14 protein-coding genes and 2 tRNA genes are annotated in these 16218 nt (G+C 57.6%); 10 read left to right on the top strand and 6 right to left on the bottom strand.

The window, feature by feature from the left end:
* Positions 1–19 precede the first annotated feature (19 nt).
* The 5 genes from ispG to der are packed head-to-tail and all read left to right on the top strand — an operon-like array spanning position 20 to position 5780.
* Entirely contained in the window at positions 20–1138 is a 1119-nt protein-coding gene (gene ispG, locus ACP86_RS18480; RefSeq protein WP_008174332.1) for a flavodoxin-dependent (E)-4-hydroxy-3-methylbut-2-enyl-diphosphate synthase, read from the top strand.
* 49 nt (positions 1139–1187) lie between these two features.
* Positions 1188–2468, top strand: a complete 1281-nt coding sequence (gene hisS / locus ACP86_RS18485) for a histidine--tRNA ligase (protein ID WP_075267707.1) — start codon at positions 1188–1190, stop codon at positions 2466–2468.
* A 52-nt stretch (positions 2469–2520) separates the two neighbouring features.
* Positions 2521–3177 carry a YfgM family protein gene (locus ACP86_RS18490; protein WP_053115018.1) on the top strand — a complete coding sequence of 219 codons (657 nt, stop codon included), beginning with the start codon at positions 2521–2523 and terminating at the stop codon, positions 3175–3177.
* Positions 3177–4349, top strand: coding sequence for an outer membrane protein assembly factor BamB (bamB, locus tag ACP86_RS18495; RefSeq protein WP_053115019.1), 1173 nt, complete (start codon positions 3177–3179; stop codon positions 4347–4349). The genes ACP86_RS18490 and bamB overlap by 1 nt, the downstream gene beginning before the upstream one ends.
* Before the next feature lie 9 nt (positions 4350–4358).
* Positions 4359–5780, top strand: coding sequence for a ribosome biogenesis GTPase Der (der, locus tag ACP86_RS18500; RefSeq protein WP_053115020.1), 1422 nt, complete (start codon positions 4359–4361; stop codon positions 5778–5780).
* Positions 5781–5801: 21 nt separating this feature from the next.
* Here der and pta read toward each other — a convergent pair whose 3' ends face one another.
* From pta to ACP86_RS18515, 3 genes are read right to left on the bottom strand one after another with little or no spacing between them, the layout of a single operon-like run.
* A complete protein-coding gene (gene pta / locus ACP86_RS18505; RefSeq protein WP_053115021.1) occupies positions 5802–7964 on the bottom strand; it encodes a phosphate acetyltransferase in 2163 nt (720 codons plus the stop codon).
* A gap of 27 nt (positions 7965–7991) precedes the next feature.
* Positions 7992–9188, bottom strand: coding sequence for an acetate/propionate family kinase (locus ACP86_RS18510; RefSeq protein ID WP_053115022.1), 1197 nt, complete (start codon positions 9186–9188; stop codon positions 7992–7994).
* A 27-nt stretch (positions 9189–9215) separates the two neighbouring features.
* Entirely contained in the window at positions 9216–11627 is a 2412-nt protein-coding gene (locus ACP86_RS18515; RefSeq protein ID WP_053115570.1) for an EAL domain-containing protein, read from the bottom strand.
* Positions 11628–11872: 245 nt separating this feature from the next.
* Between ACP86_RS18515 and ccoM the strand changes: the two genes are divergently transcribed.
* Positions 11873–12019 (top strand): cytochrome c oxidase subunit CcoM, encoded by a 147-nt coding sequence (gene ccoM / locus ACP86_RS23740; RefSeq protein ID WP_162490508.1) that lies wholly within the window; start codon positions 11873–11875, stop codon positions 12017–12019.
* A gap of 50 nt (positions 12020–12069) precedes the next feature.
* Here the strand turns inward: ccoM and ACP86_RS18520 are convergent.
* The 3 genes from ACP86_RS18520 to ACP86_RS18530 all read right to left on the bottom strand — a co-directional run bounded on the left by ACP86_RS18520 (position 12070) and on the right by ACP86_RS18530 (position 13578).
* Positions 12070–12145: transfer RNA gene (locus tag ACP86_RS18520), tRNA-Glu, on the bottom strand.
* A gap of 86 nt (positions 12146–12231) precedes the next feature.
* Positions 12232–13149, bottom strand: coding sequence for a TIGR01777 family oxidoreductase (locus ACP86_RS18525; protein ID WP_053115023.1), 918 nt, complete (start codon positions 13147–13149; stop codon positions 12232–12234).
* Between the two features lie 54 nt (positions 13150–13203).
* Positions 13204–13578, bottom strand: a complete 375-nt coding sequence (locus ACP86_RS18530) for a sirohydrochlorin chelatase (RefSeq protein WP_053115024.1) — start codon at positions 13576–13578, stop codon at positions 13204–13206.
* Between the two features lie 100 nt (positions 13579–13678).
* On the opposite strand from ACP86_RS18530, the gene ACP86_RS18535 reads away from it, so the two are divergent.
* The 4 genes from ACP86_RS18535 to ACP86_RS18550 all read left to right on the top strand — a co-directional run bounded on the left by ACP86_RS18535 (position 13679) and on the right by ACP86_RS18550 (position 16216).
* A complete protein-coding gene (locus ACP86_RS18535; RefSeq protein WP_053115025.1) occupies positions 13679–14281 on the top strand; it encodes a DUF924 family protein in 603 nt (200 codons plus the stop codon).
* 155 nt (positions 14282–14436) lie between these two features.
* Positions 14437–15153 carry a murein L,D-transpeptidase catalytic domain family protein gene (locus tag ACP86_RS18540; protein WP_053115026.1) on the top strand — a complete coding sequence of 239 codons (717 nt, stop codon included), beginning with the start codon at positions 14437–14439 and terminating at the stop codon, positions 15151–15153.
* Positions 15154–15211: 58 nt separating this feature from the next.
* Positions 15212–15287, top strand: a tRNA-Gly gene (locus ACP86_RS18545).
* A gap of 134 nt (positions 15288–15421) precedes the next feature.
* On the top strand, positions 15422–16216 hold the full coding sequence (locus ACP86_RS18550) for an MOSC domain-containing protein (RefSeq protein ID WP_053115027.1): 795 nt from the start codon (positions 15422–15424) through the stop codon (positions 16214–16216).
* Positions 16217–16218 lie beyond the last annotated feature (2 nt).

The following is a 16218-nucleotide window of genomic DNA, read 5'->3' on the forward strand; positions in this document are numbered from 1 at the left end:
CCATATCGGTCAGTAAGACATGAAACAGGATTCCCCGATTATCAGACGCAAATCCCGCCAGATCATGGTGGGCAATGTTCCTGTGGGTGGTGACGCGCCGATTGCGGTGCAGAGCATGACCAACACCGAAACCTGTGACGTAGAGGCCACCGTTGGCCAGATCAAGGCATTGCAGGAGGCAGGTGCGGACATAGTGCGTGTTTCCGTTCCGTCCATGGACGCCGCTGAGGCGTTCGGGAAGATTCGGGAGCAGGTTTCCCTGCCGTTGGTTGCCGACATCCACTTCGATTACAAAATCGCTCTTCGGGTAGCAGAACTGGGTGTTGACTGTCTCCGGATCAATCCTGGCAATATCGGCCGCGATGACCGCGTCAGTGCCGTGATCAGTGCGGCCCGGGACGGCAACATTCCCATTCGCATTGGTGTGAACGCCGGTTCGCTGGAGAAGTCTCTCCAGCGCAAATATGGCGAGCCGACGGCAGACGCGCTGGTGGAGTCCGCCATGCGCCACATCGATATCCTGGATCGTCATGACTTCCAGGATTTCAAGGTTAGCCTGAAAGCGTCGGAAGTGTTTATGACGGTCGATGCCTACCGTAAGATTGCCCAGCAGATTGAGCAGCCCCTGCACCTTGGCATCACCGAGGCCGGTGGTTTGAGATCCGGAACCGTGAAGTCCTCCATTGGCCTTGGCATGCTGTTGATGGACGGCATCGGTGACACCATCCGGGTATCGCTTGCAGCGGACCCCGTGCAGGAAATCAAGGTGGGCTTCGATATACTGAAGAGCCTGCGCCTGCGCAGTCGCGGTATAAACTTCATCGCCTGTCCCAGCTGTTCCCGGCAGAATTTCGATGTCATCCAGACCATGAATGATCTGGAAGCTCGTCTGGAGGATGTAAACGATTCTCTGGATGTGGCGATCATCGGGTGCATCGTAAACGGTCCGGGTGAGGCGAAAGTGGCGGATCTCGGACTTACCGGCGGGAGCCCCAAGAACCTCTTCTACATGGCGGGAAAGCCGAACCAGAAGCTGGACAACGCGACATTGACGGATGATCTGGAGCGCCTGATTCGCGAGGAAGTGGCACGGCGCAAGGAACAGGAAGATTCGATTATTGCCCGGTCAGACAACTGATTGTTTCCAGTTCCCGGCATAACCATCCAGAAAAAGTTAAGGGTTAACATTGGCAAAGATTCAGGCAATTCGCGGGATGAACGATATCCTGCCGGAGCAGACGCCGGTTTGGCAGTTTGTGGAATCCACGGTTCGCAGAGTACTGGCCCAGTATGGCTACCAGGAAATCCGCATGCCGATTGTGGAACAGACCGATCTGTTCAAGCGTTCGATTGGTGAAGTGACCGACATCGTCGAAAAGGAAATGTACACCTTTGAAGACCGCAACGGTGACAGTCTGACCCTCCGCCCGGAGGGCACCGCCGGTTGTGTTCGGGCCGCCGAAGAGCACGGTCTTCTGTTCAATCAGACCCGCCGTCTCTGGTACACCGGCCCGATGTTCCGGCACGAACGTCCGCAAAAAGGCCGCTATCGCCAGTTTCATCAGATTGGCGTGGAATGTTTTGGCATGAACGGTCCGGACATTGATGCCGAACTGCTCATCTTGACGGCAAGGCTCTGGAAAGAGCTTGGGCTTGCCGAGCATACCCGGCTTGAGATCAATTCCATCGGAACGTCGGAGTCCCGTCGGGTTTACCGGTCCGCCCTCGTGGATTACCTCGGTCAGTTCAAGGCAGACCTGGATGCCGATAGCCAGCGTCGCCTCGAATCGAACCCCCTGCGCATTCTGGATAGCAAGGATCCTTCCACGCGGAAAATCCTCGAAAACGCGCCCAGCCTTGACGACTATCTCGACGAAGAATCCCGCGAGCACTTCGAGCGCCTGAAGGCGCTTCTTGAGGCTGCAGGGGTGAATTATTCAGTGAATCCAGCGCTGGTGCGGGGCCTCGATTACTACGGCAAGACGGTGTTCGAGTGGATTACCGACAGCCTCGGCGCCCAGGGTACGGTGTGTGCAGGTGGTCGATACGATGGCCTGGTGGAACAGCTGGGTGGCAAGCCGACCTTTGCAGTGGGCTTTGCAATGGGCCTTGAGCGCCTTATCCTGCTGCTGGAAACGCTGGAACTGGTTCCTGAGCACGTAAACAGCAATGCCGATGTCTACGTAACGGCGATGGGCGAGGGCGCATTGGCGCCTGCGCTCGTTCTGGCTGAACAGCTCCGGGCAGCCCTGCCAGAGCGTGTGATTGTTTCCCATTGTGGCGGTGGCAGTTTCAAAAGCCAGATGAAAAAGGCAGACCGCAGTGGTGCCAGGTACGCGGTGATTCTGGGCGAGAACGAAGTGGCCAACGGCACCGCCGGGCTTAAACCCTTGCGAGCCGACGAGCCGCAGGCGGAGATCGCCCAGGACAAGCTTGCGGACACTCTGGCAGCGGCGCTGGCCAACTGAATCTGACCAAATTTACTGATACAAAAGCAAAAATTCGACAACAGGAGTCCCCATGGCAGAGTTGCGCACCGAAGAAGAACAGGTCCAGGCGATCAAGGACTGGTGGAAGAAAAACGGCAGTTCTCTGCTGATCGGCATTGGTGCAGCCCTGGCCATTGTGTTCGGCTGGCAGGCTTGGCAGAACCATCAGGCGCAGCAACGCACCGAGGCAGCCAACCAGTTTGCCAACCTCCTCAATGCCTTTAGTGACCAGGCCGATGAAACCAGCGGCGAGACCGTCGCTTTCGTCGCGCAGACCCTGCGGGAGGACTACACGGATAGCGCCTATGCGGTCTACGGTAACCTGATCCTCGCCCGTCAGCAGTTGATGCAGGAGGGCAACGCCGAAGCCGCCATTGATTCCCTGAAGTGGGCATTGGAAAAAACCGGAGAGCATGAGGCACTGGCGCTTGTGGTCCGTAATCGTCTGGCTCGCGCCCAGTTTTCCTCAGGCCAGTACGAAGATGCTCTGGCCACCATCGACGGCGCCGGTAATGCCGATGCGTTTGATGCCATGTACTCCGAGCTCCGTGGCGACATCCTGTTGGCGCAGGGCGACCGGGAGGGCGCACGTGAGGCCTATCTTGCTGCCCGTGAGCAGAGCCAGCAGGGTCGTAGCGGTATTCTGGAACTGAAACTGGCAGACCTCGGTGTCGGGGAGGATGCCTGATGCCGGTTATCCGCGACAGGATCTCAAAACGCGGACTGCTGATGGCGCTGGCAATGCTGGCGGCACTTTCCGGGTGTAGCACCACGGATACTTTCGAACAACCTGTTCCGGTTCCCGAGATTGAGGCGTCTGCCGAATTCAAGAGAGTCTGGAGCATGTCCGTGGGCGACGGTCATGATGGTGATTTTCTCTACCTGGCACCTCTGAATACCGGGGATCTGATCTACGCCGCATCGGCGAATGGTGAGATTTACGCCGTGGCCTCGGATTCCGGCAAGGTTGTCTGGGAATCTGAATTTGAAGAGCGCATCTTCTCGGGCCTCGGTGGCGATGGGCAGAACCTCTATCTGACCACCGAGAACGCCGATCTGGTGGCGCTATCCCGTGAGGACGGCTCCGAGCTGTGGCGCCAGTCGCTGCCCACCGAAGTACTGTCGTCGCCCCAGTCCAACGGCTCCCTGGTGGTGGCCCATACGACGGACGGCAAGGTGTTGGGATTCAGTGCCACCGATGGTGAGAAACTCTGGCAGTACGACGGCACGGTTCCGGTTCTGTCCATGAGGGCTGCTGCGGCGCCGCTGGTCGGTGGAGACGTTGTCATTGCCTCCTTTGCCAGTGGCAAATTGATCGCTCTGGCGGCAGCCTCGGGGCAACCCATGTGGCAGTATGAAGTGGGCCAGCCTCAGGGGCGCACCGAGCTTGAAAGGCTGGTTGACGTGACGGGGCAGCCCCTGGTCATTGAGACCGCCGTCATGGTGGTTGGCTACCAGGGCAAACTTGCCCTCGTTGATATTCGTACCGGGCAGGAGATCTGGAGCCGGAAGGCATCCAGCCTCTATTCCCCGATGATTGGTGGCGGCGAGATCTATCTGGCCTCGGCCAATGGCGACATTGTTGCTCTGAGAGGCTCTGATCGTCGGGAAGTCTGGACCCAGGATCGTCTGGCCTGGCGGCAGCTGACCCAGCCAATAGTTTATGAAGACTATCTGGTGGTCGGCGATTTTGAAGGCTACCTGCATGTCATTGACCGTGAGGATGGCAAGCTGGTTGGCCAGCTGGAGTTCGACGATGAGGGTATCCGCGTACCGGCACAGCGCCTCGCCAATGGTAACCTGCTGGTTTTTGGCAACAGCGGAAAGATGGCCGTATTCCAGGTTAAGCCGCAGGATTGATCCCCCATTATGACCCCAGTTATTGCCCTTGTCGGACGCCCTAACGTCGGCAAATCGACATTATTTAATCAGATGACCCGTTCCAGGGATGCCCTGGTTGCGGACTTTCCGGGGCTTACCCGTGACCGCAAATACGGTGAGGGCAGCTACGAGGGGCAGCGCTTCATCGTCATAGACACCGGTGGTCTTACCGGTGACGAGCGGGGCCTTGATCTTGAAATGGCCCGCCAGTCAATGCAGGCGGTAGAAGAAGCGGACATCGTGCTATTCCTGGTGGACGGCAGGGCCGGCCTTACTGCAGGCGATGAGCTGATTGCAGACAGTCTGCGCCGCTCGGGCAAGCAGGCGCATCTGGTCGTGAACAAGACCGATGGACAAGATCCGGACATCGCCGCGTCGGATTTCTACAGCCTTGGCTTTGAATCCACGTTCCTGATCGCAGCCTCCCACAACCGCGGAATCCGCTCCATGCTTGAAATCCTGCTGCCCTCTGAAGAGGAGCGGGAAGAAGAGGACCGTGCAGATCGCTACCCCGGCATCCGCATTGGCGTGGTAGGCAGGCCGAACGTGGGCAAGTCCACACTGGTCAACCGCATGCTCGGTGAGGACCGTGTGGTGGTTTATGACATGCCTGGCACTACCAGGGACAGCGTTTATATACCCTACGAGCGCCAGGGCAGCCAATACACGTTGATTGATACCGCCGGTGTCCGTCGAAGAAAGAATGTCAGCGAAGTGGTGGAGAAGTTCTCCATCATAAAAACGCTGCAGGCGATCGATGACGCCCACGTGGTTATCCTGGTTATTGATGCCCGGGAAGGTCTGGTTGATCAGGATCTTCACCTGATCGGGTTTGTGTTGGATGCCGGCCGCTCGCTAGTCATTGCCGTCAACAAGTGGGACGGCATGGACCCGGAAGACCGCGCCCGGGTGAAAGAACAGGTTCAGCGTCGCCTCGACTTTCTGGATTACGCTGATAAGCACTATATCTCGGCGCTTCACGGCTCCGGCGTCGGCGTGATGTATGAGTCGGTGCAAGCCTGCTATGAGTCCGCGATGGCGAAATGGCCAACCAACCGCCTGACTGCGATTCTGCAGGATGCTATTGCCCAGCATCAGCCACCCATGGTGCACGGTCGCAGGATCAAGCTGCGTTACGCGCACCAGGGCGGTTCCAACCCCCCTGTGATTGTGGTTCACGGTAACCAAGTGGATTCCCTGCCTGGCGCATACAAACGATATCTTGAGAATACCTTCCGTAAGGTTCTGAAGGTAACGGGTTCACCAATCCGCTTCGAGTTCAAATCGGGTGAAAATCCGTTTGCCGGCAAAGTGGATCGGCTGACTCCGCGTCAGAAGGTCAAGAAGGACAACGACGAGAAGAAAGGCCGTCGTCCGAAAAAACAGCGTCAGAAGAGCCTCAAGCGCTGAGTGAGTGGCCGGGCTCAGGACTTATTCATGGTCCGGCCCCGCACTTTCCACCTGCTTGGCCTGCACAGCGGTTAACGCAACCGTAAACACGATATCCTCCACCAGAGCCCCACGTGAAAGGTCGTTCACCGGCTTCCGCAAGCCCTGAAGCATTGGCCCGACACTGACCACATTGGCACTTCGCTGAACCGCCTTGTAAGTGGTATTGCCGGTGTTCAGATCCGGGAATACGAAGACCGTTGCCTTGCCTGCAACTTTGCTGTCCGGCGCCTTGCTTCTTGCGACGCTTTCGATGGCCGCTGCATCGTATTGGAGTGGTCCGTCTATCAGCAGATCCGGCCTGCGCTCGCGAGCGATCCTCGTCGCCTCCCTGACTTTCTCGACATCCTGGCCGCTGCCGGACTCTCCGGTGCTGTAACTGATCATGGCGACCAGCGGCTCGATACCAAAGGCTTCCGCAGACTCCGCACTCTGGATGGCGATGTCGGCCAGTTCCTCGGCGTTCGGGTCCGGATTGATGGCACAGTCTCCATACACCACCACCTGTTGCGGCAGTAGCATGAAGAACACGGAAGAGACCACTTTCGCATGGTCATGGGTCTTGATCAGCTGAAGAGCGGGGCGCACGGTATTGGCCGTTGTGTGAACGGCCCCCGACACCAGGCCATCTGCTTCATCCAGAGCCACCATCATGGTGCCGAGGACAACATTGTCCTCGAGCATGGCCTCGGCCATGTCCGATGTCAGGCCCTTGTGCTTGCGCAGGTCCACCATCGGGCCGACATAGCGTTGACGCACCTCCGAAGGATCAATGATCTCGATATCCTCCGGCAGTTCCAGGTCCTGGGAATCCGCAACCCGCCGTATCTCCTGCGCATTACCTATCAGGGCACACCGTGCCAGCTTGCGCTGATGACAGATGATGGCTGCCTGTACGGTTCGTGGTTCGCTGCCCTCCGGCAGGACGATGCGCTTGTTGGCAGCCCGGGCACGTTCTGAAAGCTGGTATCGGAACGCCGGCGGAGAAAGCCGACCCTGTCGCGCGACCTTGAGATGCTGCTGCAACCAGTCCGTGTCTATGCGGGTGGCGACTGCCTCCATCGCTTTTTCGATCCGCTTGGGGTCATCAATGGGAATGGCGGACGAGAGGTTGGCCAGCATGTGCGCCGTCTCATAGGTATTGGCATCCGAGCCCAGTACCGGCAGACCCGTTTCCAGCGCCCGGTGGCAGAGATCAATCACACGCTGATCCGGCATCAGGCCGCCGGTAAGCATCAGGCCGGCCAGCGGCACTCCGTTCAGCGCGGCAACGGCCGTGGTCACCACAATGTCCTCCCGATCGCCCGGTGTCACCAGCAAGGTGCCGGGTCTCAGAGTCTCGGTCATATTCCGAATGCTTCGGGCACACAACGACACCTTCTGGACCCGCCTCGCGTGCATCTGGCCCTCATTGAGAACCGGTAACCCCAGTTCCCTCGCGATGTCGGAGACTCGCGGTGCAAGCAGCTCTGGCTGCCAGGGGATCTCGGCAATCAGCCGAAAACGGCCATCGCTGAAGACCTTACACTGGGTCTGGTAATCGATGACGCTCGGGGCAGGGTGGTTGCTGCTGGATCGGGGCTCAAGCCCCGCCTGCTCGGGTTCTCCCACCTTGTTCAGTATGACGCCTATGACATTCGGGTCGCTTGGATTGGCAAACAGGCGCGATGAGAAGTCCATCTCTTCATCCACTTGCTGGGCGCTCAGGTTCTTTGGGGTACTCACAAGGATAACCTCGGAGCCCAGGTTGCGGGCGACCTCCACGTTCAGCCTGGCAATATAGGCTTCGCTGCGGTCCGGCACCAGGCCCTCGATGATCACCACGTCCACGTCCCGGGCAACCTTCTGGTATTCGCCGACCACCGTCTCCAGCAGGTAATCCGATTTGCCCCTGTTGAGCAGTTGCTGGGCTTCCCTCAGGGCAATCGGATCTGGTGGATTCAGATGGCTGCTGGCGCGCACGAACGCCACGGAGGAGTCCTGGCCGGCATTGTGCCTGGACTCCGCCCGGTGGACGGTCTGGCAGAAAGGTTTGTAAAAGCCGACACTCACGCCCACTCGCTCCAGGGCGCGCAGCAGACCCAGGCAAACTGACGTGAGCCCTGAATCTATGGATGTCGGTGCAAAAAAGAGACTCTTTGCCATGGTGGTATTCCTGATGATGCGCGTGGGTCAGGCCGGGGCGACCGAGCCGGCAAGCCGGGATGCTTCCCGTGCAATAACCAGTTCCTCGTTGGTGGGGATCACCAACACGGGAAACCTGGAGTCGGGGCTTTCGATCCGCCCGTCGCTGAACTCGCCATGATGGTTGTTGAGGTCCGGACTGAGCTCAAACCCCATGAGCTTGAGATGGTTGATGGTTTCGGCTCTGATCCGGGCACTGTTTTCCCCAATGCCGCCAGTGAAAACCAGCGCGTCGAGGTGGCTAAGGGACGCCATCATGGCCCCAATGTAACGGGCGAGCCGGAAGCAGAAAACATCAATGGCGGTTTGTGATGGCTCATGGCCATGATCCGCGAGTTCACAGAGCGAGCGCATGTCATTGGTCTGGCCGGACAGGCCGAGAAGGCCACTTTCCTGGTTCAGGATCCGGTGAACCTCATCGGCGGCGAAGCCTTTGCCGCTTAGAAAGTCGAACAGGCCAGGGTCGACATCCCCACTGCGGGTTCCCATTACCAGTCCCTCCAGTGGCGTAAGGCCCATGCTGGTATCGACACTGATGCCGTCCCGGATGGCCGTAATGCTGCATCCATTGCCCAGGTGCGCCGAGATGACCGAGGTGGTTGCCGGTGTTTTTCCCAACAAACGGGCAGTTTCGGCGGCCATGAAGGCATGACTGGTGCCGTGGAACCCATAACGGCGGACGCCCCAATCGCGATACCAGGCCTCTGGTAGCGCATAGAGGAATGCCCTTTTGGGCAGGGTCTGGTGAAAGGCGGTGTCGAAAACGGCAGTCTGGGGCGCCCCGGGAAACTGGGCCAGGGTTGCTCGAATACCGGACAGATTGACCGGATTGTGCAGTGGTGCAAGACCAGCGCAGTCCTCAATAGCATTGATGACATCGTCATCAAGCAGTACAGCTTCACGGAAAGTCTCGCCACCATGAACCACCCGGTGACCAACGGCCGTCGGGGCGGACGCCATCAGCCCCTGATCCCGGAATGCTGTAACCAGTGCAGTCAGCGCCTGATCATGGTTGGCGCCCGGGTCCAGAGGAATGGTTCCTTCCTGGCCTTCAACGCGAGCAAATGCGTCGTTTTGACCGAGACGCTCAGCGAGAGCGGATGCCAGCTTTCTGTGTTGGTCATCGAATAAGGCGAGTTTCAGGGATGAGCTGCCGCAGTTCACGACAAGTACGGTGTCTTCCATGGGAGTCAGGTTCCAACGGTTTTCGATCTATACCCGATGATTGCTGGCCAGCCAGGCTTCAAAATCCGGTGCCGGCAGGGGGCGGCTGTAGAAGTAACCCTGAGAGAAGTCGCAACCTTCCTTTTTCAGGAAGTGGGTCTGAGCCTCTTCTTCCACGCCTTCAGCGATCACCCGCAGGCCCAGGCTGTGGGCCATGTTGATAATGGCCCGCACCAGTGAAGCATCTTCAGGTTCCTTCATGACATCCTGAACAAACGATTTATCGATCTTCAGGGTATCAAACGGGTAGCTCTTCAGATAGCTGAGGGCCGAGTAGCCGGTACCAAAATCGTCTACTGACAGCCGGATCCCGGCTTTGTCGAGTTGGCGCAGGATTTCGGCGGTTTCAATGGAGTTGTCCAGAATCAGTCGTTCGGTAATTTCAAGTTCCAGCTGTTCCGGTGCCAGACCGCTGGTAGAGAGGGCGTGCATCACGGCCTCGGTAAACCCGGGATCCCGGAACTGGCGTGGGGACACGTTCACGGAAATACCGATGTCTTTTCCGATGGCCTGCCTCCATCCCACGGCGGCCCGACAAGCCTCTTCAAGAACCCACTCTCCGATGGGTGTTATCAGGCCGGTTTCCTCGGCCAGGGGAATAAACCGATCGGGCATCACCATGCCCATGGCCGGGTTGTTCCAGCGCAGCAGCGCCTCCACCGAGCAAAGGGTGCCGGAATCGGTATTCACGATTGGCTGGAAATACAGTTCGAATTCCTTCAGCTCCAGAGCCCTGCGCATGCTGGATTCCATCTTCAGGCGTTCATGGGAGACTTCGGTCATTTCCGGCGCGAAATGGGCAAACGAGCTCTTGCCCTTGTGTTTGGCCTGGTACATGGCGGCATCAGCGTGCTGCAGGAGCGTACCGCTGTTGTCGGAGTCCGTCGGGAAAATGGCGATGCCGATACTCGTGGTTACGAACACCTCCTGCCCATTCAGAATGTACGGTGGCGAGAAGGTCTTCAGGATACGCTCTGCGACCTGCGAGGAAGCCTCGGGGCCAGTCAGGCCTGGCAGGATCACGAGGAACTCATCGCCACCCAGGCGGGCAACGGTGCTGGTACCGCGAAGGCAACTTGAAATTCGACGGGCCGCCTCGATCAGCAGGTTATCGCCGGCATCGTGGCCAAGGGTGTCGTTAATGTGCTTGAAGTTGTCGAGATCGAGGAACATCACGCCCACGAGGGTACTTTCCCGACGTGCCTGGGCCAGTGCCAGTTTCAGACGGTCCAGGGCCAGCATCCGGTTGGGCAGCCCGGTCAGGATGTCGTAGTTGGCCTGGCGCAGGAGCTGCTGTTCATAGCGTTTGCGGATGCTGATGTCTTCACCCAGGATGAGGTAACCGGTGGTGCCGCCGGATTCGTCCTTGATAGGGGTGGCAATCAGTTGCTCCCAGAAGCGTTCACCATTACGGCGCACGCTGTTCACTTCACCCTGCCAGACCCCGACGCGCTGCACCTGCAGGCGGATGGATTGCCACAGGTGTCGGCTTTCACGGTTTTCAATATCATTGTCCCCAAGTGCGCCAGGGTGTTTGCCAATGATCGAAGCAGCCTCGTAGCCGGTTAACTGGGTAAATTTCTGGTTGGCAAATTCGATGCGCCACTGCCGGTCGCAGATCAGGACCGAGGAGGGGCTTTGTTCAATGGCTTTGGAAAACTTCCGGATTTCCGCCGCATCTTTTTGCTGGCGCTCCATATCCGCGTTCAGTCGCTCGCGCATCTGGTTAATGGCGTCCGTGACGCGACCCAATTCGTCGTTCCGGTTGGATGGTGTGTTGGGCCTATCCAGTGTTAGTGGCTTCGAGGTGGTTTTCAGCGAAAAGTCCCGGGCGTAATTCGCCATGGTAGTCAGATGGCGTGCCACGAAATGCTGGAATATCCAGATAATGAGGATCGATACAAAGAACGTCTTCAGGAACTGGGTCAGGAGAATGACCCCCACCTTCCGCTTGAGCTCATCGTAGACCCGGTCCAGGTCTGCGGTCACCGTCAGCTCACCCAGTTTGAACATTTCATCGCCCTGATGAACGAGATTGAAACTGTGGGAGGTGGTTTTGGCGTCCCGCGGGATTTCTCCCATAACCAGCTCGGAATCGGGTTCGATCCTCAGCCGCAGATGAACCACATCGGGCAAACTGAGTATGCCTTCCATCTGGGTTTGCAGCAGTTTCTGGTCCAGGGCCCACAGACTGCGGGCCAGACTGGATGCATAGCCGGCTTCAACCACCTGCATGCGGTTGTCTATTTGTGAGAGGTCTTTTCGATAATCGGAGTAGATCTGGAGCGCGGAGGCTACCAGTGTAAAGGCGGAGCTGAACAGAAGAATCCAGGCCAGCAGCCTGAAAGACAGGGGCGAGCCTGTGCGAAAACGTTGAAGACGCGTCGACAGTTTTGGCATGTCTTGAACTTCAGCCACCCAGACCGGTTAGGAGATCGGACACTTCCTTTGTTTCCGACTATAGCAGCAGTTTCTTTCAAATGCCTTGCAAATGCAGGAAAAATCGAAGGAAATGTGTTGTGGTTCAGTATTTATGCGTACAGCTGGTCTGACAAATACGTTGACCTGGATCAATACCTTGCGGGCAGCCCGGGCGTAACCTGAGTTTAATCAAGTTAATTGCCGGAAGGGGAAACAGCATGTATATGGACGCCGTTGTAATCGCGGGTATTGCTACTGTACTGCTGATGGTTGGCTTTTTCGTGGGTGTTGGCATCTTCGTGATGAAAGATCAGAAGGAGCACGGACACCAGGACAGAAAAGAAGGGAAGCAAGGCCAAAAGCCGGTCTGACAATGTCATTGGGAAACTTCGGTTTCCCTGACATTTCAACGCGGAAAAATTGGCGTCCCCTAGGGGGTTCGAACCCCTGTTGCCGCCGTGAAAGGGCGGAGTCCTAGGCCACTAGACGAAGGGGACGCAACGTTTTCAACACCTTGCCTCGTCGAGGTGGCGCGTATATTAAGAAAGCTTCGAAACCCTGTCAACGTCTTTTTTGAAAAAAGTCACCGGGATGCTCCGGGAGCAATGGATTGAGCCAGTGCCGGCTCCAGATCGGGATACCGGAACTGGAAACCCTGGTTGATCAGCTTTTCCGGAACCGCCTTCTGGCCAGTCAGAAGAAGCCGCGCCATTTCTCCCAGCGCAATCTTGAGTACCGGCGCTGGCGCCGGAAAAAGCGTGGGACGGTGCAAAACCTTACCCAGGCTTCGGGTGAACTCTGCGTTGGTTGCCGGGTTAGGGCTCACCACATTGAACGGGCCTGAGGCGCTCGGGTTTTCCATCATCCAGATAAGGGCGCCAACGACGTCGTCGCGGTGTACCCAGGGCATGAACTGCTTGCCGCTTCCCAGACGCCCGCCAAGTCCCAGCTTGAAGGGTAGAATCATCCGTTCAAGGAACCCTCCGTCAGGGCCTGCCACCACACCGGTTCGGGAGAAGCACACCCTCACGCCATCGTCGGCGAGGGGTTTGGCGGCGTTTTCCCAGTCGCGGCAAAGGCGATGGGTAAATTCATCGTTGGGGCTGGTATCTTCGGTTACGGTTGTAGCCCCCTGATCCCCATAAAAGCCAACAGCTGACCCTGAGACCAGCACCTCCGGTGCCCGTTCCCAACTGCGAATAACCTCCACCAGCGTTTCGGTTACACCTATCCGGCTGTCCCGCAGTTCCTGCTTGCGGGCTTCAGACCACCGTTTGTCGGCGATGCCTTCACCTGCGAGGTTGATTACAGCATCGTATCCAGGGTGGGAGCGAAGCTGCTGCAGGTCGCGAATTGCTTCGACCCGACCGCAACTGGACTTGACCGCTTCTGCCGGTTGCCGGCTGAACACTGTGAGTTCATAGTTTCGTGCCAGCAATTCACGGCACAGAACATGGCCGATAAATCCGGTACCACCGGTAATCAGAATCCTTTTCGACATAATTGTTGCTCCTGTTGCGCGCTACCCGCCGGATCGGTTTCCAAAATACCCGGCTCAGGCTGGCGTCTGTTCCAGTTGAAGCATAACAACATCCCGGATCGCCTGCCCCAGCAAAGGGTTTTCTCCAATCGGTGGCGCAAGGCTGATGGTTGCGCCATGTGCCTTTTCGAGTTCTTCGATCATCGCGGGAACGTCCTTGCGCAAGTGACGTCCGGCTGCCAGGAACAGGGGGATGATCGTAAAATCACTGGCGCCTTCCGCAACAGCTTCACTGATGACGGTGTCCATGGATGGTTCCGCCAGTTCCATGTAGGCAACCCGGGCGTTGTCCACGGACTTGAGGGTTGGCTCGGCGAGCTTTTCAAAGGTTTCACACCAGCGCTTGTCACTGCTTCCATGTGCCAACAGAATAATGCGGGGACTCGTCATTGTCGCTCCTGGAGTAGTCAATTTGATAGGGCCTGTCGTAAATCCGGGGTGCCGCCCATTGTCAGGGCCGGCAGTCTCTAAAGTAACAGGGTGACGCTGAATGTTCGATTGGAAAGAGATTCTGGATTTCTGGTTTGGTGAACTTGACGAAAATGGGTTGCCAGACAGCGACCATCGGAACAAATGGTTCCGGTCAGACCGCAAGTTCGATCAGGAGATTCGCCGGCGTTTCCTGTCCATGGTGCTTTTCGCGTCTGAGCAGGGTCTGGACCACTGGCGCCGTGAGGCCGGTGGGACACTCGCCGAAATCATCCTGCTGGATCAGTTTTCCCGGAACATCTTCCGCGGCAGTGCCATGGCGTTTGATCAGGACCGTCAGGCCCGGAAACTCTGTCGGGAAGCCATGCAGAAGGGGCAGGATATGATGCTTGCGCCGGTCCACAGGGCTTTCCTCTACATGCCACTGCAGCATTCCGAGCTCAGGGACGATCAGGACGTCTCTGTGGAATGTTACGAACAGCTTGCGCGCTCGACCCAGGGAATTCTCGCCGATTTTATGGGCAGCTTTCTTCAGTCTGCCCGCGATCACCGGGCCATTATTCAGCAGTTCGGTCGCTTTCCCCATCGAAACAAGGCACTGGGAAGGATATCGACCGCAGACGAAGAGGCTTACCTTGAGGGCGGCCGCCGATTTGGCCAGTAAGGTAGAAAGGTACGCGGTGGTTTCTTAAAGTTTTGTATGAAAAACGTACATTCTGACGGGGTTAGCAAAATTCCCTGATAAAATGCGCAACACTTACTTTCGACCGGGTGGCGGCGTTTGGTTACCACCCGCAATCATTTTATCGGGGACGTATAATGCAAAAGATGCGGCGTTTTTTGCCCGCCGGCTTACTTCTGGCTGTATGCGCAGCGCTTCCTCTCTCATCACTTGGCGATTCGCTGGATGATCAGCTTGTCGACCGCCTGCGCACAGTCGCTCCAAAGCTTGATGCCGAAGTTCTCAAGACAGCCATCAGTGCGTCTCGCTGCGCTGTCTCGAATGGTGTAGAGATGCCCGAGCGGCTCGCGGTTATCGATTTCTCCCTGCCGTCCAGCCAGGAACGGCTGTGGATCTTTGACCTTGAAAAGGGGGAGTTGCTGCTTCGGGACCTGGTTGCGCACGGCAAGAATTCGGGGAATTTCGAATCCACCGCCTTCTCCAATACTGAGGGCAGCCACCAGTCCAGTATCGGGCTTTTTCAGGCCCGGGAATCCTATTACGGTCGGCATGGATATTCACTCAGACTGGATGGTCTGGAACCGGGCATCAACGATCTCGCCAGACAGCGGGCCATCGTTATTCATGGCGCCGATTATGTGAATGAGGACTGGGTCAGCAAGTACGGACGTATAGGCCGCAGTCATGGTTGCCCGGCGGTGGATAACCAGATCGTCAAGCGTGTGGTGGACAACCTGAAAGGCGGGCAGTTGGTGTTCAAGTACTACCCAGACCAGGAGTGGCTGCACAGTTCCGGTTTCCTGAAATGTGACAACAAGACACTGGCTGGAAAAAACCTGCAAAAAAGTGGTTGACGGCTTCGTCGGGATCCGTAGAATACGCCTCCGTTGTCGGTAACAGCCGATCAGCATTGCGGGAATAGCTCAGTTGGTAGAGCACAACCTTGCCAAGGTTGGGGTCGCGAGTTCGAATCTCGTTTCCCGCTCCAGATTCAGAAAACCCGGTCCTGAAAAGGTCCGGGTTTTTTCGTTTTCGGGCATCTCCAAACTCGGCGCCAGGGTGTGTGGTCAGGTATACTCAGCAGCCTGTTGCGTATCCTGATTCTTTGGGAGGCTGCCCGCCATGAAGGTCCATTCGCTGTTCGTGTACCCCGTCAAATCCCTGTCTGGAATTGAAGTGACCAGTTTTAATACCGATGATTTCGGGCCGGTTGGGGATCGTCGATGGATGATCGTGGATGACGACCGCCGGTTTGTTACCCAGAGGGAGCACCCGGAACTTGCCCGTGTCGGAACCCGTCTGGAAGGTGACCGGGTCGCGATCAGCATTCCCGATGAGGGCGAGTTTGTCCTGAGTGTCTCAGATGAAGAGGTTCGGGTTCTGGTCTGGAGAGACTGGGTCAAGGCCCTGGCGGGGTTGCCCGAGGCGAATGCTGCCCTGAGCCGTTTCTGCGGTAAGCCTGTTCGCCTGGTTTTTATGCCGGACAGCTCTTTTCGCCGCGTTGATGCAGGCCGGGTCAACGACTACCGCCGGGTGGGTTTCGCCGACGGGTTCCCCTTTCTGGTGACCAATACCGCCTCCCTGGCAGAGCTGAATACCCGGCTTGAGGCGCCCGTGGAGATGCGCAGATTCCGCCCCAACATTGTGGTTGAGGGGGCAGGGGCCTGGGATGAAGATATGTGGCAGAGCCTGAGCGTTGGCGACAACCATCTCAGCATCGTAAAGCCCTGTTCGCGCTGTGTAATGACCACCGTGGATCCTTCCACGGGCCAGAAGGATGCTGCCCTGCAGCCCCTGAGGACGCTCTCCGGCTATCGCAGAACCCAGGAGGGCGTCATCTTCGGCCAGAACGCCATTCATGAATCACCGGGCATTATTCGGGTGGGTGATCCCGTTACTGCCAACCAATCGGAGTAGAA

The sequence above is a fragment of the Marinobacter sp. CP1 genome (genome assembly GCF_001266795.1).
Lineage (GTDB): Bacteria > Pseudomonadota > Gammaproteobacteria > Pseudomonadales > Oleiphilaceae > Marinobacter > Marinobacter flavimaris.